The organism is Priestia flexa (assembly GCF_021441905.1).
Taxonomy (GTDB): domain Bacteria; phylum Bacillota; class Bacilli; order Bacillales; family Bacillaceae_H; genus Priestia; species Priestia flexa.
The window spans coordinates 1692625-1712434 of sequence record NZ_CP090431.1 but is presented as its reverse complement, the minus strand read 5'-3'; the positions used below and the strand labels follow the sequence as shown (position 1 = coordinate 1712434).

Annotated in this window: 18 protein-coding genes and 1 pseudogene; 14 read left to right on the top strand and 5 right to left on the bottom strand. The window is 38.0% G+C overall.

Translation table 11 applies throughout. The features are described from left to right. The first annotated feature begins 56 nt into the window (after positions 1-56). The 12 genes and pseudogenes from LZP85_RS20870 to mbcS all read left to right on the top strand — a co-directional run bounded on the left by LZP85_RS20870 (position 57) and on the right by mbcS (position 12916). Positions 57-275 (top strand): hypothetical protein, encoded by a 219-nt coding sequence (locus LZP85_RS20870; RefSeq protein ID WP_404825972.1) that lies wholly within the window; start codon positions 57-59, stop codon positions 273-275. 42 nt (positions 276-317) lie between these two features. Next, a complete protein-coding gene (locus tag LZP85_RS08665) occupies positions 318-863 on the top strand; it encodes a hypothetical protein (protein ID WP_206782362.1) in 546 nt (181 codons plus the stop codon). 166 nt (positions 864-1029) lie between these two features. After that, positions 1030-1140 (top strand): alpha/beta hydrolase, encoded by a 111-nt coding sequence (locus LZP85_RS08660; RefSeq protein WP_224840160.1) that lies wholly within the window; start codon positions 1030-1032, stop codon positions 1138-1140. A 247-nt stretch (positions 1141-1387) separates the two neighbouring features. After that, positions 1388-2575: a cytochrome P450 family protein gene (locus LZP85_RS08655; protein ID WP_119544180.1), complete on the top strand. Its 1188-nt coding sequence runs from the start codon at positions 1388-1390 to the stop codon at positions 2573-2575. A gap of 24 nt (positions 2576-2599) precedes the next feature. Continuing rightward, entirely contained in the window at positions 2600-3217 is a 618-nt protein-coding gene (locus tag LZP85_RS08650) for an RraA family protein (RefSeq protein ID WP_061785180.1), read from the top strand. Between the two features lie 180 nt (positions 3218-3397). Beyond that, a complete protein-coding gene (locus tag LZP85_RS08645) occupies positions 3398-4762 on the top strand; it encodes a 3' terminal RNA ribose 2'-O-methyltransferase Hen1 (protein WP_226639178.1) in 1365 nt (454 codons plus the stop codon). Then, a complete protein-coding gene (locus tag LZP85_RS08640) occupies positions 4759-7362 on the top strand; it encodes a polynucleotide kinase-phosphatase (protein WP_226639179.1) in 2604 nt (867 codons plus the stop codon). The genes LZP85_RS08645 and LZP85_RS08640 overlap by 4 nt, the downstream gene beginning before the upstream one ends. 72 nt (positions 7363-7434) lie before the next feature. Next, positions 7435-7974, top strand: a complete 540-nt coding sequence (locus LZP85_RS08635; protein ID WP_206833486.1) for a GNAT family N-acetyltransferase — start codon at positions 7435-7437, stop codon at positions 7972-7974. Between the two features lie 34 nt (positions 7975-8008). Then, positions 8009-9070 (top strand): DmpA family aminopeptidase, encoded by a 1062-nt coding sequence (locus LZP85_RS08630; protein ID WP_119542801.1) that lies wholly within the window; start codon positions 8009-8011, stop codon positions 9068-9070. 106 nt (positions 9071-9176) lie between these two features. Further along, positions 9177-9398: pseudogene (locus tag LZP85_RS08625) on the top strand (AAA family ATPase); the annotation flags it as partial. 1079 nt (positions 9399-10477) lie between these two features. Further along, positions 10478-11176 (top strand): hypothetical protein, encoded by a 699-nt coding sequence (locus LZP85_RS08620; RefSeq protein ID WP_206782368.1) that lies wholly within the window; start codon positions 10478-10480, stop codon positions 11174-11176. A 156-nt stretch (positions 11177-11332) separates the two neighbouring features. Next, entirely contained in the window at positions 11333-12916 is a 1584-nt protein-coding gene (mbcS, locus tag LZP85_RS08615; protein ID WP_234562151.1) for an acyl-CoA synthetase MbcS, read from the top strand. A 51-nt stretch (positions 12917-12967) separates the two neighbouring features. Here mbcS and LZP85_RS08610 read toward each other — a convergent pair whose 3' ends face one another. Then, positions 12968-13924: a VanW family protein gene (locus LZP85_RS08610; RefSeq protein WP_025911045.1), complete on the bottom strand. Its 957-nt coding sequence runs from the start codon at positions 13922-13924 to the stop codon at positions 12968-12970. Between the two features lie 388 nt (positions 13925-14312). Here LZP85_RS08610 and LZP85_RS08605 point away from each other — a divergent pair, with 388 nt between their 5' ends. Continuing rightward, entirely contained in the window at positions 14313-14768 is a 456-nt protein-coding gene (locus tag LZP85_RS08605; RefSeq protein WP_061784611.1) for a MarR family winged helix-turn-helix transcriptional regulator, read from the top strand. Between the two features lie 40 nt (positions 14769-14808). On the opposite strand, the gene LZP85_RS08600 is transcribed toward LZP85_RS08605, so the two are convergent. Beyond that, a complete protein-coding gene (locus LZP85_RS08600; protein WP_206782370.1) occupies positions 14809-16320 on the bottom strand; it encodes a class I adenylate-forming enzyme family protein in 1512 nt (503 codons plus the stop codon). A gap of 421 nt (positions 16321-16741) precedes the next feature. On the opposite strand from LZP85_RS08600, the gene LZP85_RS08595 reads away from it, so the two are divergent. Beyond that, the gene (locus tag LZP85_RS08595) at positions 16742-17386 is read left to right on the top strand and encodes an SDR family oxidoreductase (protein WP_119544021.1); all 645 of its coding nucleotides are present in this window, start codon (positions 16742-16744) and stop codon (positions 17384-17386) included. A 27-nt stretch (positions 17387-17413) separates the two neighbouring features. Here LZP85_RS08595 and LZP85_RS08590 read toward each other — a convergent pair whose 3' ends face one another. The 3 genes from LZP85_RS08590 to LZP85_RS08580 all read right to left on the bottom strand — a co-directional run bounded on the left by LZP85_RS08590 (position 17414) and on the right by LZP85_RS08580 (position 19643). Then, positions 17414-18031, bottom strand: a complete 618-nt coding sequence (locus LZP85_RS08590; protein ID WP_167556133.1) for an NUDIX hydrolase — start codon at positions 18029-18031, stop codon at positions 17414-17416. A 50-nt stretch (positions 18032-18081) separates the two neighbouring features. Then, positions 18082-18918 (bottom strand): cobalamin-binding protein, encoded by an 837-nt coding sequence (locus tag LZP85_RS08585; RefSeq protein ID WP_226639181.1) that lies wholly within the window; start codon positions 18916-18918, stop codon positions 18082-18084. Positions 18919-19196: 278 nt separating this feature from the next. Further along, positions 19197-19643, bottom strand: coding sequence for a DUF6376 family protein (locus tag LZP85_RS08580; protein ID WP_025911056.1), 447 nt, complete (start codon positions 19641-19643; stop codon positions 19197-19199). Positions 19644-19810 lie beyond the last annotated feature (167 nt).

Below are 19810 nucleotides of genomic sequence, written 5' to 3'. Positions count from 1 at the left end.
CAGATTTAAACGGATCCATCGTATTAGGCACAATATACATAAGCGCTAATCAAACAATGCCTATTATGTGCATCCTAGATGTTACTATTGATTCGATTGTAGTTTATAAAGAAGAAGGAGATAATTATCTAGGATTAGAGGATATGGTACATGAGCTAGCATTTCCTATTACCGTTAATATTGAAATGAACTTAAGCAAGCAGTTTAAAGTACTTCGCTTCACCGTCAACAAAATAGATGTGTATCGCAATCAAATAAAAACTAGCTTGCTGTAAACTAAGTGATCAGTTGTAAAAACAAAGGGGGTGTAAGCGTTAATGTCGGATTATTATGAAAAGGAAGAAGTGCTAACAGGTGGCAACGTTTCAGCAGTCTATCGTAAAGGGAGCACCGTACGAAGAGATGTAAAGCCAAACAGTTTTCAGATTCACAAGGTATTAACGCACTTAGAAAAGAAAAATTTTAACTTTGCACCTAAGTTTTTAGGTGTTGATGAAAAAAACAGAGAAGTTTTATCATTTATTGAAGGAGAAGCGGGGAACTATCCTTTAAAAGCGTATATGTGGAGTGACGAGACATTAAAAGACATAGCTAAGATGCTTCGACTTTATCATGATGCCGAAAAAGATGCAAATCGAATTAAACAAAGAATCAACCTTTTCTTTGAAGCTTATGATGTTCCGGGAATTGAAAAGGACTATCTGGAAATGGTCGTACTCCGACTGGAAGGGTTGTGTGCATATATGAAGAGAAGAGCAGGCGCAGGAGATATTGCTTTTCAACAAATGGTTGATCACGGTCACTTTGATCACTATCAAGAAGATATTGTTTTTCTGCGTAAGCACGGTAAAGAATGGCTGTAAGATTTCACTAATAACAAAAAAGAAAACGATTACAAAAATACTCTGTTTTTGCTAGAATTCTAGTAAACAATTTAAAAGAATCATCAGAAGAAAAAGAAGTAAATGGGGTACATAGCGTCATTAAAAAAAATACCAGACTTAGATGTAGCAGGCGATTTCTAGTTCAATGCTTAATGAATTGTACTTACAAGGAGCTGACGTGACTGATGTGCGTGTATCACCTTTGTTGGCTGGTTATTTAAAAGAAATACCTGAAACGCTTGTTATTAATTGCTAACTTTGTATGTTGAAAGACGAGGATATTGATCACTCGTCTTTTTCTATTTGGTTAGCATTTAATTTACTTTAATTTTATTATGTAAACTATATATTAAACATCACTTTCCTTGATGTTCCAAATCAATGCGCATACAATGAAAGAAGGAATCAACAGATAGGCCATCCAGATTGATGAAAGCGATTCCTGTTTTTATGTGAGACCTGGCTTTTTCGTTCAAAAAGTAGATAACAGGAGAGGATACCATATGAATATTAAGTCACTTGATTTATTTTCACAGAAGTTCCACCAAAACCCTTACGAATACTATGAACAAATTCGTCCGCATGAACCGTTTGCAAAGGTAAAGCTTTATACAGAAGCTCCTGATTCTTGGATGGCTTTTACATATGAAGCTGCCGAAGCTGTGCTAAAAGATGAGCGCTTCATCAAAGATATGCGCACCGTATTTCCTGGCGAAATGACGGATGAAAACGTACCGCCGATTTCTCAAACGATGCTTTTTGCAGACCCACCCAATCATCGTCGTCTCCGCAGCCTTGTCCAAAGTGGCTTTACTCCTAAAAAAATTATGAGCTTAAGCGGACGCATTGAAGAAATTGCGCGTAAGCAAGCTGAAAAAATGAAAGAACATGAGACAGTTGATTTTATTGAAGCATACGCATTTCCAATTCCTATTATTGTGATTTGTGAACTCCTCGGTGTTCCACAAGAAGATCAGCTTGATTTCCAGCGCTGGTCAAACGTATTGGTCGATATTAACGAAGCTTCTCAGTATGACGAAGTATTGATGGAGTTTATGATGTACTTAGAAAAACTCATTCACAATAGACGACAATCACCACAAAATGATCTACTATCTCATTTAATTCAGGCAGAAGAAGACGGAGATAAGCTTACTGCGACTGAGCTGTATGGTGTTGTCATGCTGCTTATCGTTGCTGGTCATGAAACGACTGTCAATCTCATTTCAAACGGATTGCTTGCACTTCTTACCCATCCAGACCAGCTTGCTTTATTAAAAAATGACCCTTCCTTAATTTCAAAAGCCATTGACGAATTTTTACGATACAATGGTCCAGTCGAATTCAGCACGGACCGCTGGGCGCGCGAATCCTGTACCTTTATGGGACAGCAAGTTCAAAAAGGGGATCACGTTATCGTGTCATTGGCCTCAACAGGACGAGACCCAGAAGTATTTTCACATCCAGAGAAACTTGACATTACACGAGAGAAAAACCCTCATTTAGCGTTTGGGAAAGGCATTCATTATTGCTTAGGTGCGCCACTAGCCCGATTAGAAGGTGAAATTGCGATTCGCGTGCTGCTTGAAGAATTCCCAAACATAAGCCTTGTTGCTAATTTGTCTGATTTAGAATGGCGACAAAGCTTTATTATTCGAGGTCTAAAGGAGCTTCCAATTCGTTTAGCCTAACGTTAACTAAAAGGAGCGGTCAAAATGAGTATTATTAATTCATTTAAAACAATTCCAACTACGTGTATATCAGACGCAATGGCAGGGTTAAACAATCTTAATTCATCCATCAAGCCATTAAAAGAAGAATACAAAGTTGTCGGAAGAGCCTTTACCGTTAAAATGCCTGTAGGTGACAACTTAGTATTTTTAAAAGCCATTAAAGAAGCGAAGCCAGGTGATGTATTAGTAGTAGATGCAAAAGGAGATACGTATCGAGCAATCGCTGGAGACTTCATCGTTGGATTAGCGCAAACATTGGGTATTAATGGAATCGTCGTGGACGGGGTCATTCGTGATGTCGTCGGCGTAAAGAAGCTAAACTTTCCTGTTTTCTGCAAAGGAACAGCCGTAGCAGCAAGCGGGAAATCAGGGCAAGGTGAGCTAAACGTCCCTATTTCATGTGGCGGAACCACTGTTCATCCAGGCGATATCATTGTTGGTGACGCTGACGGCGTTGTGGTCATTCCAAAAGAGCATGAGCAAACCATCCTAACAAAAGCGACTGAAAAAGTGAAGTTTGATGAGTTGCGTGATCAAAAAGTATCTGGAAATCGAGATGAAGTTATAAACTATTTAAATGATTTTCTTTCAAAATCTTAAACTTTTATTCTCTAAAGCTACTAATCATGAAGATTGGTAGCTTTTTCTATCTCATTAATAGTTCCTAATAAATAGCGTAAAAGGTATAATTAGTTAAAGAAACTAGGTTCTGGTTTCTGTTTATATTCTGGTGCTTTATAGAGTGAAGAGTAAAGTACTATCTAAAAAGAAGGTGAACGTATGCAGCTCAGTATGAAAGTAAAAGGAGAAGGTGCAGAAAACGTATCGCGGTTAATTGCAAAAAACCCTTCCAATCCTTATGAACGAATGGAAAAAGGACAGAATGTCAGGTTAGCTTTTACAACTTTTGAAGCCTATGAAGCGGAGTTTATTATTTACGTTGATGTGGATCCTATTGAACTTGTAAAAAGTGGATCCAATCATTTTGATATTACCCACTATATCAACGATCGTGAATTTGCGGTCAGCAGCTTGTTTTGTTCCTACATACGCAAAGCACTTGGGACAGCTTTAAACGGAAAGCCGAAAGAAGAATATAGCGAGTGGGTACATCATGCTTTTGATCTTGAAGTTAGCTTCGGTCCTATTGCCTCACATTTACCAGATCAACGAATCCAAGAGCTTTTTGAACCGATGGGCTATACTGTTGAAATAGAGCGAAGAGACATTGATTATACGTTTGATTTAAAAACACGAAGCACGGCTCGTTACGTAACGTTAAAAGGAATAGTTACAGTCCAACAAGCCCTTCAGCATTTGTTCATTTTAATTCCAGTCTTGGATAACTTTAAGCACTACTTTTTGGATGAGCGAGAAATTGAAAAAATAGAGCGCTACGGCGAAGGCTGGCTAGATGCTCACCCCTTGAAAAGTTATATCTACGAGCAGTCGCTTCGTTTTAAAGACCTTGTTCAACAAGCGAACGTAGCAACTAATACGGAAAAGAAAACGAACGATCACACAGCGGAAGCTAAAATTCCACTCAATGAGCTACGCTATCAGGCAATTCTTAAAAAAGTACAGTCTCTTCCTGCTAAAGGAACCGTTGTGGACTTCGGTTCGGGTGAAGGAAAGCTAGCTACTCGTTTAGGATTCATTCCAGGCATAGGTGAAATTTTAGCAGTAGAGCCTTCACAATCTGCACAGCTAAAAGCATTGGAGCGATTTGAAAAAGCTGCTGCCAAACCAAACTTCATTCAGCCTCGTTCTGTTTGGGGATCGTTGTTTTACTATGATGCACAGCTTCAAGGTGCAGACGTCATCATTTTGTGTGAAGTCATTGAGCATATCAATGAAGAACGACTGCCTGGCATTATGAACACAATCTTTACGTTCTATCAACCAAAATCACTGATTGTGACAACGCCAAATCAAGAATACAATGCCGTTTATCAAATGAATGAAACAATGAGACACGCGGATCACCGCTTTGAATGGAATAGACGAGAGTTTGCAAGCTGGTGTGAAGCTTGGACGCAGGATTTTCCTTATTCCATAACCATTGAAGGCATTGGAGAAGAAAATGACGAGTACGGATCACCGACACAAATGTGTACGTTTGAACGAAAAGAGGGAGACAATTGAAGAAATTATTTTTACCTCCTGCAGGAATTGTACTTTTAATGGGGCCCTCAAATAGCGGCAAAACAACGTTGCTAGAGTCCTGGATAAAAAAAGGCTATGTCAAACCTTCTGAAACGGTGAGCTCTGATCAGTTTCGCTTATTAGTAGGAGATACAGATTTTATTGAATGGACAAGCCGTCCAAAAGATGAGGCAGACGTGTTGTTGCAAGAATATCAAACAATTTCCCAAAAAGCGTTTGAAACAATGGAATACATCATTGAAACTAGGTCCAAAATGGGGAAATTAACGATTGTCGACGCAACGCATCTATATGAAGACGACCGTAAGAGATATATCGACTTAGCGAAAAAGAACCACATACCGTGCATTGCACTTTTGCTTGATGTACCAACTGAAACGTTGCTTGAACGTGATGAAAACAGAGAATTCCCACGTGGTAAAAAGCGAGTCAAACAGCAAGCGCAGGTATTTGCTAAAAGCAAGCGTTCTATTAAACGAGAAGGCTTTCGTCAACAGTACGTATTAACAAAAGAAGATATCAGTGAATTAGAAGTCGTTCGCACCAAAAATAAGCTTGAACTTGACGTTGGAACAGGAATAGACGTAATCGGTGATATTCACGCGTGCTATGAAGAACTAATTCAGCTTCTTGAGCGTCTTGGCTATGAGCCAAATGAAGAAGGCTTTTACACGCATCCAAACGGACGTAAATTTCTATCCGTTGGAGACGTGATGAGTCGAGGGCCTCGTTCTCTTGATAGCATGCTGTTTTTCAAGCGGCATGTAGAAGCTAATCTTGCGTATATGATTGACAGCAACCACGGTTGGAAAATTGCAAGATGGTTAGGCGGGAGAAATGTCACGTTGACGCACGGAGATGAAAAGGTTGCGGATGAGTTTACTCGCTATGAGGAAGAACACGGAACTGAAAAAGCGGAAGCCTTAAAACGTGAGCTAAAAGACTTTTTGCTAGAAGCGCCGTCTCATTATATTCTGACAAAAAATGATGTTCGCGTAGCTGTAGTAACGCATGCGGGTATAAAGGATGAATATATCGGAAAGCAATCCTATCACATCTCAGACTTTTGTCGATACGGGGATTCTGAAGGATTTTATGAGAACGGAAAGCCTATACGTAAAGACTGGTATACAAATCACCACACAAAAGAGCTCATCATTTGGGGACATGACTGTAAAGTTCAGCCGCTTGTTGTGAACAATACTGTTAACATTGATCAAGGGGCCGTATTTGGCGGCTCGCTGACGGCTTTTCAGTATCCAGAAAAACAGTTTGTTTCTGTAAAAGCAAAAGAAAACTACTCTGGAACGGAGGACAACCCACTCACACAGTGGCAGAAAAAAAGGTTGGATCCACCGAATATTGCACGCTTTCTTAACGGCTATTCGGTACTAACTGACACGTATGGAGATATTAAAGTTCTTGAAGGAACGGCCAAGTCAGCAATTGATTCTGTTTCTCACTTCACGATTCCAATTGAAGAGCTTATTTATATTCCACCAACCATGAGCCCCACACCAAAGCCTCCAGTACTGGAAGGATATCTTGAGCACCCAAAAGAAGCGTTTGATTACTATCAGTCAAATGGCGTTCAAACAATGGTCGTCGAGAAAAAGCACATGGGAAGTCGCGGCGTACTGCTATTATTCAAAGATAAGGAAACTGCTGTTCATTACGTTGGCAGAGAAACGCTAGGAACCATTTATACGCGTACAGGACGCTCCTTTTTTGCAAAAGACGTAGAGGAACAGATTTTATCGACTTTAAATGAAGACCTAATGCGTTCTAATTATTTCTCTAAATACAACACAGACTTTGTTCTGCTTGACGCTGAAATTTTGCCGTGGAACTTAAAAGCAAAAGAGTTAATTAGCTCTCAATACGCGCACGTAGCGGAAGTTGCACTATTAGACCGCAGAAAATTAAGTGAAAAGCTGAAAAAAGCCTTAAAGCATAATCAAAGCATTGAAACGTGGCTATCTGAAGTCAATCTAAAGCTTAAAAATGCTGAGATTTTCAACGAAGTTTTCCAAAAATACTGCTGGAACATTGACGGAGTAGAAGGCATTCAAATTGCCCCGTTTCACGTCTTAGCTCACAGCGGCGAAACGTTCTTTGACAAAACGCATCTGTGGCACATGGAAAGAAACGCTGAGTTTAGCTCATTATCGGATTTATTTATTTCAACAGACTTTATGGTCGTACATGACGAGAAATCAATGAACAAAGCGATTGAGTGGTGGGAATCCATTACGGAAGAAGGACACGAAGGCTTTGTGGTGAAGCCGGAAACGTTTATCGCAAGAAATGAGAAAGGCAAGCTTTTACAGCCTGCTATCAAGGTGAGAGGACGTAAATACCTCCATATTATCTACGGAATGGATTATTTAATGCCTGAAAATCTCAATCGTTTAAAACAGCGGAATACCGGTAAAAAGCAAAAGCATGCGCTACTGGAGTTTGCTTTAGGTATCGAAGGTATTACGCGCTTTGTAAACAAAGATTCGATCGAGCGAATTCATGAATGTGCCCTTGGAACGCTTGCTCTTGAAATGGAGCCTGCGGACCCTAGACTGTAAGAGAAAGAAAGGGAAGTGAGCTTTTAGCTTTCCTTTTTCTATATATACACAACACTTGAAAGGAAGAAACGTATGATTACCAGCAAAGACTTAACGATTAGAGCATTTACATTACCGGACGCCAAAGCTATGCTTTCTCTACAAACGAAAAATCGCGCATTTTTTGAAGAATTTGCACTTACTCGTCGAGATGATTTTTATACAATACCTGGTCAGGTTGAAAAAATAAAAGATGCTGCGTTAAAAGCTCAGGAAGACAAAGAGTATTACTTTGGTGTTTTCGAAAACCATGAAAAAAAGCTAATAGGAACCATTAGCCTTTTTAACATCGTGCGAGGAGCATCACAAAGCGCCATTATCGGCTATTTTTTAGATGAAGACTACAACGGCAAAGGCTATATGACTCAAGCAGCAAAGCTATTTGTTACCTATGCGTTTACTGAATTAAATTTACATCGCATTCAAGCTGAAGTTCAGCCTCATAACGTTGGGTCGATACGCGTATTGGAAAAAGCAGGATTTCATCAAGAAGGTCTTGCAACGAAAAATCTTAAAATCAGAGGAGAATGGAAGGACCATCAGGTGTTAGCCATAATTAATCCAGCTGATTGATGAAAACAAATAGGCAGCAGAGGTGGGAGAGAGCTTGAAACAAAAAAGGCTACGTGATTACGGGGTAACGATTGGAAAATTAGAAACAGGCGCATATAACGCAATTACGGATGTTAAAGGCGTTACGGTCGGGCATGTGACTATTAGGGAAGATGAACAGCAAACAGGAGTAACAGCAATCTTACCTCACCAAGGGAACATTTTCCGCGAAAAGCTCATTGCATCAAGTCACGTCATAAACGGATTCGGAAAAACAATCGGAACTATTCAAATAAATGAGTTAGGAACGTTAGAATCTCCAATCGTTTTAACGAACACGCTAAGCATCGGGACAGCAGCTGATGCGGTCATTGATTATATGTTAGAACAGAACGAAGAAATCGGACGAACAACCGGAACGATAAATCCTGTTGTCTGTGAATGCAATGATATGATTTTAAACGATATTCGTTCAAAGACAGTGACGAAAAAGCACGTACTCAAAGCTTTAGAGACCACTTCAGAAACAGTCGAAGAAGGCTCTGTCGGTGCAGGCAGAGGCATGGTTTGCTATTCGTTAAAAGGAGGAATCGGAACGTCATCTAGACAAATTCAATTAACTCATGGCCTATATACAATCGGTGTCCTTACCTTAACTAATTTTGGTTCGTTACCTGATTTAACGATAAACGGACAGCCAGTTGGCTCACAGCTTTATAACTCGATGCATTCTTTAGAAGAAATACCAGACAAAGGCTCTGTAATCGTTATTCTTGCTACTGATTTACCCGTGACAGAAAGACAGCTCAATCGCATTTTAAAACGAACGATAACTGGCTTATCACGTACAGGATCTATTATTACAACAGGAAGCGGGGAAGTCGTCATTGGATTTTCAACAGCAAATAAAATTCCTCATGATAAAACGTCTTCCTGCCTTTCAATTTCAGCTATTCATGAAGAAGATATCGATTTAGCATTTCGAGCCGCTGGTGAAGCCACTGAGGAAGCGGTCTTAAACTCACTTATTACAGCAACTCATGTTGTTGGCAGAAGCGGCAATAAACGACCGGCATTAAAAAATCTATTAGAGATTTACGGAATTCAGTTAGACTGAAAACCAATACGTGTGTACAGTTGTTTATAGAAAGGAAACTTTGTATTGGCTCAGTTTGATATGAAAACAAAGGAAGAACTAATAAAGTAGGTTTGGGGGATAAACTATGAAAAACCTGGGAAATCTATACTTTTTCTGTGGAAAGATGGGAGCAGGAAAATCAACTAAATCGAAGCAAATGACTGCGGAAAAACATGCGGTGCTGTTATCCGAGGATGAATGGCTTTCAGCTTTATATCCGAATGAAATCGCATCATTTGATGACTATCTAAAATTCTCAGCACAGCTCAAACCGTTAGTGAAAAAGCATGTCCAAAATATACTAAGTAAAAGAATAACAAGAAACTTAATTCATTATCATAGCAAGTATCAGAAAACCAATTAGCTAAATCAAACCGCCATTAGAAACCACAGGTGGCGGTTATTCAATAAACCTTTAGTTGTTTGTAATGAAGGGGAAGCTGTTCTTATTTTTCATTTTTCTAGTTTACATAATATACATTATAGGAAGTTATATAAATAATAGATTTTTTGTCTCATTTAATAAGTAAACTTTAGATAGTGAGATGAAAAAGGAATTTACTAATGTATTGTATTGAAATTATATTATAGAGCTTGATACATGATTAACTTAAATAACTCCTGATCAAACGTTCGATTGCTTCAGTTTCATTTGGTGTTGCAGATGCCAACTACATAAACATATAGCAGCATCTCCGTTTAGAAAAAATAAATCTACTGTGATTGAATTTTGTTCTAAACGTTACTTCATAGACTTTATATGATTAGTTTCTTAAATAGTTTACATAATGTTTCCTGTAAACGTAAATTTTGAGTTTAAAGATTTTTTATCCCTATATTGGATTAATATTCATTTTAGTTTGTATAACACCCGTATTTATTGTAACTATATCCATTTATATTTATTTTTATACAAATTAACCCTCTGTTTTTTCTTTGTTTTCAATCTCTAACCTTGCTGTTATCACATTTACAGTTGTAGTTTTGTATACATTGAGGTATAATGTATAACAAATAGAGATCGGCATATGTTGGGTGCTTAATCATCCGATTTTAAAGGAGCGATACTTGTGAATATTACAATTTATTATGGTAACCATGAAGATAAAACAATTCATACAATGGATTGTCACGTAGATATTGATGTAGACGACGAAGATTTAGTTTCTTTAACAGATGTACGCTAAATCCATATAGAAAATAAATGTTCAAAACACAAATCAACTGGTTTGTGTTTTTTTATGTTTACTCTCCCCCGCTTTCTTCGTAAGACATAGCTACTTTTTTATTTTTATCTACTTGCCCCCCTTTACTTTTCGTTCTTTTTCTCGTATGATTTAATAAGAACGTATGTTCGATTTATCAATTGCAAGGAGTGTTTGTTAGATGAGCAATAGAAAAAGAAAAAAGCCGCTTCCCCCTACCCTTTCTAATACTGGTTTTATCGGAGCAACATTCGCAGATACAAATGAGCTGCTTGCAAATGAATATCACTTTTCACGTAAACAGATGAAGATCACTCACCACGTATTGGATGCACTATTACAAGGTGTGACGCAGCTATTTCAACAGCATAATGTTGAAGCCGCTCTATCTTGTGTTTATTTACCTAAATATAAAAAGATTGGTCTTGTGTTATCTAAGCAACCGTTTGGGCGTCGTGAAGGTATTGGCTACTTTATTAATTACTTAAAAGAAGTTGGTCATATTGATTGGGATGAAAAAACAAAGGATTATGAAATACATAACACGAGCTTTATAGGCGTTGTCTTTGCAGATTTAGAAAAGATTTCAAAGTTTACTTTTGAATTTGAGCTTCAGCTTCTAGCTAAATTTGTAAAAGAACTAATTATCCCTGCGAAGGAGCTCCTTTTACAGCACCATATAAGAGCCTATATCTCAGGAATTGAAAATGATGAGCAGCATAAGTTAGGCTTTGTACTTTCGATTAAGCCTTATGACGAACGGAAAGAAGCGGATTTATATTTTGTTGAATATTTAAAAGAACGCGGTCTTTATGAAGCGGATGAATCTGAAGAAGAATTAATTCCCATACATACGAAGTGGAGTCTATTCTCCAAATAAAAATTCCCATTTCTCACAGCTGAGGGTGGGAATTTTTATGTTTTTTTGGTTACTATAAACAAATTAGTAGTAACTACTAATAGTTAGTATTATAATAGAGATTATAATGATGCACTGTCATTATAGACATTTTTTTATAGAAAAGGAGTCGTGGCAATGATTCGTTTAGAAGAACTAATTCCAAAAGAACGCTATAATTTAACGGAGGAATTTGAAAAACACGCATCTGATCACCTTGCGATCAAATGGCAAGATGCTGATGGTCATCGAGAAGAAATTACATATAATAATCTATTAAAACGAGCAAATAAAGCCGCAAATTCATTAACAGAACTAGGTTTAACAAAAGGCGATCACGTCTTAGTCATCATGCCCCGCTTAATTGATTCATATGTCATGTACTTAGCATGTTTAAAAGCAGGTATTGTCATTATTCCTTCTTCAGAAATGCTTCGAGCAAAAGATATCCAATATCGTTTACACCATGCCCAAGCAAAAGCGATTATTTCGTACTCTCCATTTTGTCAAGAAGTAGACCAAGTAACAGACTTACCTTCTTCTCTAAAGCATAAAATTGTTTTGGGAGATGCTGTGAACTCTTGGACATCCTTAGAGCCTCTTATGGATGCAGCGAGTGATCAGTTTGAAGCCGCTGATACTCATAGAGACGATACGGCCTTTTTACCTTACACGTCAGGTACAACTGGCAATCCAAAAGGCGTCGTTCATACACACGGATGGGCATACGCTCATCTACGTTTAGCAGCGCGTGAATGGCTAGATATTAAAAAAGGTGATATAGTTTGGGCAACAGCAGGTCCAGGCTGGCAGAAATGGGTTTGGAGTCCATTTTTATCAGTTTTAGGTCAAGGAGCAACAGGAATTGTATATAACGGCCGATTCGAACCAGAGAAGTACTTAGCGATTTTACAAGATGAGCAAGTGAATGTGTTATGCTGCACGCCGACAGAATACCGCTTCATGGCAAAATCAGCAAACTTAGATTCCTTTGACTTATCTCATATTCATAGCGCAGTATCAGCTGGTGAACCGCTAAATGAAGAAGTAATGAGCGTGTTTAAACAACACTTTGGTATTCAAGTCCGTGATGGATATGGCCAAACAGAAAACACGCTTTTGATTGGAACATTAAAAAATGTAGACGTTAAGGTTGGTTCAATGGGTAAACCGATGCTTGAAGAATTTATTGAGATTGTTGATGAAGACGGCAATCCATGTGCCCCTGGTGAAATTGGAGATATTGCGGTTCGTAAAGACCTCCCTTCGCTTTTTAAACATTACTACAAAGACGAAGAGCGTACGAAAAAAGCATTTTGTGGCAATTATTATCTAACGGGTGACCGAGCTTCTAAAGATGCTGATAATTACTATTGGTTCCAAGGCCGCAGCGATGATATTATTATTAGCTCTGGCTATACAATTGGACCTTTTGAAGTTGAAGATGCTTTGATTAAGCACTCTGCTGTCAAGGAATGCGCCGTAGTTGCAAGTCCAGATCCGGATCGTGGTAACGTAGTCAAAGCCTTTGTTGTGTTAACTGACCCTACGTTAACTGCTGATGAATCGTTAGTTAAAGACTTACAAGATCATGTTAAGCAATTAACAGCACCGTATAAGTATCCTCGACTAATTGAATTTGTATCTGACTTACCAAAAACAAATTCAGGTAAAATTCGTCGCGTTGAGCTCCGTGCTCGTGAACAGCAAGTTACTCAATAAGCAACAAAACGCCGAAGCGAATAGCCGCTTCGGCGTTTTGTTTAATTTTGTTTACAGGTAGCGCTGTGCAGTCCGAACTTCAACTGTTAGCGTTCCCCCTGCAACGTTTGTATACGTCTTAATAATAATTGGATATGATTTATTGTTCATAAATTTAAAATCAGGTCCATTCCATGAAACAGTAGCATCTCTTCCTTTAGGAACATATCCTACGTCTTTTGAATGATGAGAACGCGCAACGATTTGTACTCCAGCTTTATCTACTGCGTTAAATAACGTGGAAGATGTTTGACAGATTCCTCCACCAATCCCCATGACTAGTTCTTTGTTGATGATTTCAGGAGCTTGCTGATAACCGCGTTCTACCGTACGAGGCCCTACAACACTGTTATAAGAGAAATAATCACCAGGTCCTAAAATAGTGTTGTTAATAGCTTCAGCAGAGAGCTGGATATTTCGATTTCTCCCCGTGTCGTTAGGGCGAAATTTTGTAGTGAAAGAAGCAATTGGTACTTCACTTACTCCTGTTGCTGCTTGCACAGAAACGTTTGGTGGTGTTTCATAAATTGGAACCGTAATTTCTAATTGATTTGTGTTTAAATTTTGCAGACTCGCTACAAGTTCGTCTTCTTTTAAAACAATCCGGTTCGAGCCTCCAATTAATGCTCCATTTCCATCTAGCTTCATGCTTTGCATTGGTGTATCGATTCCTTTTGCTAACTCGGAGGCAAGTGCTTTTATCTCTTTATTATATACTTCCTTATCAGCAAAATTAACGGGTTTAAATTCTCGCATTAATGCACCAGTACGAGAATCTTTTAATTGGTACGTTAAGTCTTCTACTTTAATAACCGGCTCTTTTTTTTCTTTTTTCTCTACAGCTTTTTGTTCTTTTTCTGCCGCTGTAGCTGCCGCTTGTTGTGCAGAATGGTCCATATACATATCAAATGCAATATAACCGCTGACCAACGTGGCACTTGCTAAAAGTGCTGCTATAACCTTTTTCATGTAATTGTGATCCCCCCATATTTCGGCTTTACCTCAATATGTCTTTCTTTTAAAAATATGTATGTTTCACTATATTATATAAAAATATAGAAATATTCGTCTATCAAAAAGTAAATATTTTTAAGAAGAAAAGGAAAGACTGAGAAAAGCCAGAATCATTTACACACCCCTTTTTGAAACGAAACATCTGTCTGAAAGCGCTATTGATACTATCATAATAGCACGAAATAAATAATAATTTAACGAATTTTGGAAATTAAATTTAACTTTTTTCTATCTAGACTTCATCAAACTGTCACAAATAGAGAAGGTCTTTCATTTATACAAAAGCTTTACACATGTTATAATAATTAGTACAAATGTATGAATCTAGAGGAGGCTCCACAGATTGACGCAGTATAACAAAGAAAATGTGAAAGAACAGTTAGAAAGCATTGATCAAATTAAAGAGGCGCTAGTGAAGTATCGAAACACCGTGATCGGTGAAAAGTATGATTTACTTCCCTACCACCTTACACCTACAAAAGAGACAATCTTAAAAACTGTTTATGATAAAGAAAGCTGTATTGTTAGCGATATCACAAAAGTACTTGGCCTTTCCCCAGGTGCCATTACCATTGTGTTAAATCAACTCGAAGATGAACAGCTCGTAACGCGCATTTATAAAAAGAAGAATCGTCGCAGCGTATGGATTGAGCTAACTGAAAAAGGAAAAGACGTTGTGGAAACGTTACAGCAAACGCGTACGGATTTTTGGCTCAGTATTTTATCTCATCTGACAGATGAAGAGCGTTCACAATACATTCATATTATGCAGAAACTTTCAAAAACATTAAGCGAATAAACAAAAAAGCGGTATAGTCACCGCTTTTTTTGTTTATTTTTTAAGCATGAGCTAAAGCTAGCTCTTTTACTTTTTTCTTCATAATTTTACCGACGCTGTTTTTAGGAAGAGAAGGTACAAATACGATTTCAGGAACCTTATAAGCTGTTAATCGTTCTTTGCAGTATTCTTTAACCTCTGTTTCTGTTACACTAGATTCTTCTCTTACCACCGTATACGCGTAAGGAACTTCTCCATATAAGTCATCTGGCATACCAACTAACGCCGTTTCCAACACATCATCAATGCTTAAAATCACATCTTCTACTTGGTCTGGATAAATATTGTCTCCTCCATATACAATGACATCTTTGTAGCGACCATCAATGTATAGGAATCCCTCTTCATCAAGCTTCCCTGCATCTCCCATAGATAACCAGCCGTCATGTAACACAGCTTGTGTTGCCGCTTCATTCCCCCAGTATCCCTTAAAGATGTACGGGCTTTTCACAAGGACTTCACCAATTTCTCCTGTTGCAACTGCCTCTCTTGTTTCAGGGTTAACTACTTTTACTTCAACACCTGCAATTGGTTTTCCAACAGAGTTTACTTTATCCCAGCTCATTTGAGGTGCCCAGGCGCTGATCACCCAAGCTTCTGTACTACCGTAACCTTGTGCTACCGTAACACCATGCTTTTCTAAGTTACGAATAAGTGATTCAGGTACTTTTGTTCCACCTGATAAAGCTAGCTTCCACGGTAAGTTTTCGCGAGGGTTTTGCTCGAGCTCTTCTAATAAGTACGTAAGAGCCGGTGGCAAAGCTAATAATAGCGTAATATTTTCTTTATCAATAATGTCTAAAATCCGTGCTGGTTCGGTCTCTTCTGAACAAACCATTGTCACGCCGCTTTTAATGCAGTGAAACATAGAGTTCATTGAGCTCATATGGAAGAATGGATGCACAAATAAATAGTGCATTTCAACATGAATTAAATCCTCTGTTCTTCCGCTTTCTAAGTATTTTCGAACGCCACCATGTGAAATCATGCAGCCTTTTGCGTTCCCTGTTGTACCTGACGTAAACATCATTAAAGCCGTATCTTCTTCAGTTACTTCATAGTCAAATGAAGGTTCTTCTGCTGAAAATTGATTGAATTGTTCACTAAACTTAGGTTCCCGCTCTAGCATTACCGTAAAGTTCAATTGGTCAATTGCTTTAGCCCCTTCCACAACCGTTGAAAATTCTCGATGATGTAGGAGCGCTTTTAACTTTCCACTTTCAATAATGTGGTCTAATTCGTAAGGTGTCATATTTTCACTAAGCGGGCTTACAACAGCTCCAATTTTTACAATTGCCATCATAACAGTTGGATAAGCAGCGGTTGTACGAGCTAAAATCCCAACTCGATCTCCTTTTGTGACCCCCTGACTTACTAAAAAGTTTGCAATTCGATTAATTTGATTAGAAAACATTTCATACGTATAGCGTTGTTCACCTTCTACTAACGCTTCTTTATTTGGCGATAACATCGCTCTCTCTGCAACTAGATGTTGAATCGTATTTGATTTCATCTTTATCTCTCCTTTACGTTTTCAACATAACTATTGAAAAAAATGAATTAAAATAGTTTAATGACTAAAATATTAGTAACCCAAAGAATAATACCAAAAAAACATTCATTAGTAAAATTTCAATAGTCCCATATACTCTATTCGTATAGTTTAAAGACAAAAAAGAAGCATTTTAGACCCTGAAACCTGGTATATCAAGAATGTAAGAGCTTTTAACAAAATTCAAATAAATACTAAAAATAGTCATAAAGGTGTATGATTTTTCTAATTTATGGTTAAAAGCGTTTTAAAATGATTTTATTTTCTTATTTATGAAATTTATTTTGTTTTTTTACTTTAAAAGTGTTTAAAGCATAACTTTTGAGTGCATAAGAATCGTATGAAATAATAAAGAAAGAATAGAGCTGAAAGGAGAATGTATATGAAAGTATTAGTTATTGGAGCCAATGGACAAATCGGTCAAAAAGTTGTAAGACTATTACACGCTAATGAACAATATACCGTACGCGCAATGGTTCGTAAGGAAGAACAGCTTGAGAAACTAAAAAATGAAAATATTGAAGCGGTCTATGCTAGCCTTGAAGGAACGGTAAAAGAATTAGAAGCAGCAATGAAAGGCTGCGATGCGGTAGTCTTTACTGCCGGTTCGGGAGGTAGCACCGGGTCTGATAAAACGTTGCTAATTGATTTAGACGGAGCAGCCAAATCAATTGAAGCAGCCGAAAACGTAGGAGTTAATCGTTTTATCATGGTAAGTGCCCTACAAGCACATCATCGTGAAAACTGGAATGAGAATTTAAAGCCTTATTACGTAGCGAAACACTATGCTGACAAAATCCTAGAAGCAAGTAGTTTAGACTATACAATCATTCGACCAGGTGGATTGACGAACGACGCTGGTACGGGTAAAGTAGACGTTGCCACAAACTTAACGCGCGGAACAATTCCTCGTGAAGACGTAGCCAAGGTTGTGGTTACTAGCCTTACAGAAGAAGGAACTTACAAAAAATCGTTTGACTTATTAGCAGGCGATAAAAAGATCGAACAAGCTCTAAAGACATTATAAAAAAACAGGCGGTCGTAACCGCCTGTTTTATTTATTTAATAACTGGGTGAAATGATGCAAAATCTTAGCAGTTAGACCCCAGATTACACGATCCTCATAATAATAAAAATGCTCTTCCATCTTGCGTGTTTGCCAATTATAATCTTCTCCTCCAATGATATCATCAAATGGGAAGGTTGAATCAGGCTCTACTTTAAAATGAATATGATGAACTTCAGGTGGATTCTCTTTAAAGAACGAAAGGGGTACGGTAAATATTTCCGCTACCTCAGAAGGATTTGGACGTAGTGGCAAATCATCTTTTAAAACCCCGATATACGGATAAATAATAGTTCCGAATTGCGACACGATATAATCTAATGGTTTGACATTTTCAACCGCTTTATTTTCAATACCCAGTTCTTCTGTCGTTTCTCTCACTGCTGCATCTTGAGGTGTTGAATCATTTGGTTCAATCTTACCCCCAGGAAAACAAATCTCACCAGGTTGCCTACGCAAATGGTGGGCCCTTACTTCGAATAACACATGAAGCTCATCTTGTTTTTGAACAAGTGGGACCAAAACGGCAAACTGTAAAAATTCATCCATGCCTAAAATGTTTGGATTTCGCTTAGTTAATGTTTCGAGTATGTCATTTAGCTTCAATGTACCACTTCCTTTTCTCTCTTTTTCGTAGTAACAGCATAGTTTGTTGGTTAAGGCTTGTCAACTTCCATACCCTTTAAAACTGATAGTAGCACATCTTCATCTTTATCCTCTTTAAAAATAGCGGGATGAAGCAGCTGAGCTAGCTTTTTAAGACCAACTAATAATCGTGGAGATGGCCGGCAAAATAATGCCTCCTCTAAAATATGTATATCCGTTTCCGACAGTCTTAATTCTTCCCAACCAGAACGTTTTTGGATCACTTTTTTATTGACGTTCTTTTCGGCTACCCCAACCCACGCAAGACATATCGCTTGAGGTTTTCTCTTTTTGACTTCTTCCCACGTTGTTTGAACGCTTGGTTCACTGTAATCTTCAAACATATTTTTTGCTCCGGCAAGCGCACTAATTTCAGTTAGCCAGTTTGAGCCACCTGGCGTAAACAAAGGCTTTGGCCACCATTCCCAGTAGATGTTGGGCTTGTGTGTAATACGCTGGGCTAACTCTTTATAGTAGGTTATTTCTTTATCAAATCGCTGCACAATTTTTTCTGCATAAGTACCTACTCCAATTAAATCCCCTACAGTCAGAAGGTCATTTCTAATATCACTTAAGGACTGAGGATTTAACGTAACGAAAGAAAGGTTCCTTTTTTTTAATTCTTCAATGTTTCGCTCCATTCCAGGAACGCTTAAAGAAGCTAAGATTAAATCCGGCTTCAGCTCCTCAACCAATTCCATATCAATAGACAAGTCAGGACCTAATCGCGGTAATTTTTGCACGCTGTTCGGCCAATCTGAATAGTTATCGACCCCTACAAGTAAATGCTCGCATTGCAAATAACCAATAAGCTCGGTGTTGCTAGGGCATAGAGACACAATTCGCATTAAAACTCCTCCTTATTAAAAGTCTTTATCTTTACAATACTAGAATTACAGAAAAAAAGACAGCAGACATTCTGTTCACTATTCTTTAAGAGAATTTTTATAAAAAGGTAATTTTTCATCGTTTTTTCACTTTTCTCTTATATAGTAAAGACAGTACTTTTTTTATAGATATGCCCCTTTTCACTCGTCTCTTGTAGACGAGCTTTTTTTATGTTCTAAAATATGGCTAATATAGAAAAGGTATCGGACTAAAATCCAATACCCTTTTCGTTACGAATTTATAATCCCAAGTCTTCAATTTGTTTAACGATGCTTGAGATGTCTTGAATGGATTGAAAGAGCTCCGTATTTTCAAGCGCTGCAGGATCCAACTTTCCGCCCTCTATGTTTTCTAGATACGTATTGATTCCGTCTAGCGCTTTCTCATTTTGCTCTAGTACCTGGTTGTGTAAGTCAGCTGCTAATTCAGGGGCATTGAGCTCATTGAAGCTTTCAATTTCTCCTTTCATGTCTTCTAGTTTCGTTTCAAATTCCGCTGCGGCTTTTGAATCTGTAATGGCTTGCTGTGCTAATTCGGGTGCTTCTTCAGCAAATGTTTTTGCCTCCTGTACATAGTCTGTCGCTTCGTTTACGTATGTGAGTGCGTCATTTGCTCCTTCCAGCATTGAACAGCCACCTAATGCAAGAGACGTGCTGGCTAGGATTCCTATCAACCATTTTTTCATTTGTTTTCCTCCCAGAAATTTATTTTCAACCTTTTAAGGTAGAAACCAATAAAAAAACCATCTTCACAATGTTTTTTGTAAAGATGGTTAAAATGACCTTTACCAAAAAACATTTGGCAAAGGTCTCGCTAACAATATTACATATTGCCAACAAAGCCGGAGAGATT

Coding starts and splice junctions, on each gene's coding strand:
- LZP85_RS20870 (WP_404825972.1), top strand. CDS start 57: ATGCCTATTATGTGCATCCTAGATGTTACTATTGATTCGATTGTAGTT.
- LZP85_RS08665 (WP_206782362.1), top strand. CDS start 318: ATGTCGGATTATTATGAAAAGGAAGAAGTGCTAACAGGTGGCAACGTT.
- LZP85_RS08660 (WP_224840160.1), top strand. CDS start 1,030: ATGCTTAATGAATTGTACTTACAAGGAGCTGACGTGACTGATGTGCGT.
- LZP85_RS08655 (WP_119544180.1), top strand. CDS start 1,388: ATGAATATTAAGTCACTTGATTTATTTTCACAGAAGTTCCACCAAAAC.
- LZP85_RS08650 (WP_061785180.1), top strand. CDS start 2,600: ATGAGTATTATTAATTCATTTAAAACAATTCCAACTACGTGTATATCA.
- LZP85_RS08645 (WP_226639178.1), top strand. CDS start 3,398: ATGCAGCTCAGTATGAAAGTAAAAGGAGAAGGTGCAGAAAACGTATCG.
- LZP85_RS08635 (WP_206833486.1), top strand. CDS start 7,435: ATGATTACCAGCAAAGACTTAACGATTAGAGCATTTACATTACCGGAC.
- LZP85_RS08620 (WP_206782368.1), top strand. CDS start 10,478: ATGAGCAATAGAAAAAGAAAAAAGCCGCTTCCCCCTACCCTTTCTAAT.
- mbcS (WP_234562151.1), top strand. CDS start 11,333: ATGATTCGTTTAGAAGAACTAATTCCAAAAGAACGCTATAATTTAACG.
- LZP85_RS08610 (WP_025911045.1), bottom strand. CDS start 13,924: ATGAAAAAGGTTATAGCAGCACTTTTAGCAAGTGCCACGTTGGTCAGC.
- LZP85_RS08600 (WP_206782370.1), bottom strand. CDS start 16,320: ATGAAATCAAATACGATTCAACATCTAGTTGCAGAGAGAGCGATGTTA.
- LZP85_RS08595 (WP_119544021.1), top strand. CDS start 16,742: ATGAAAGTATTAGTTATTGGAGCCAATGGACAAATCGGTCAAAAAGTT.
- LZP85_RS08585 (WP_226639181.1), bottom strand. CDS start 18,918: ATGCGAATTGTGTCTCTATGCCCTAGCAACACCGAGCTTATTGGTTAT.
- LZP85_RS08580 (WP_025911056.1), bottom strand. CDS start 19,643: ATGAAAAAATGGTTGATAGGAATCCTAGCCAGCACGTCTCTTGCATTA.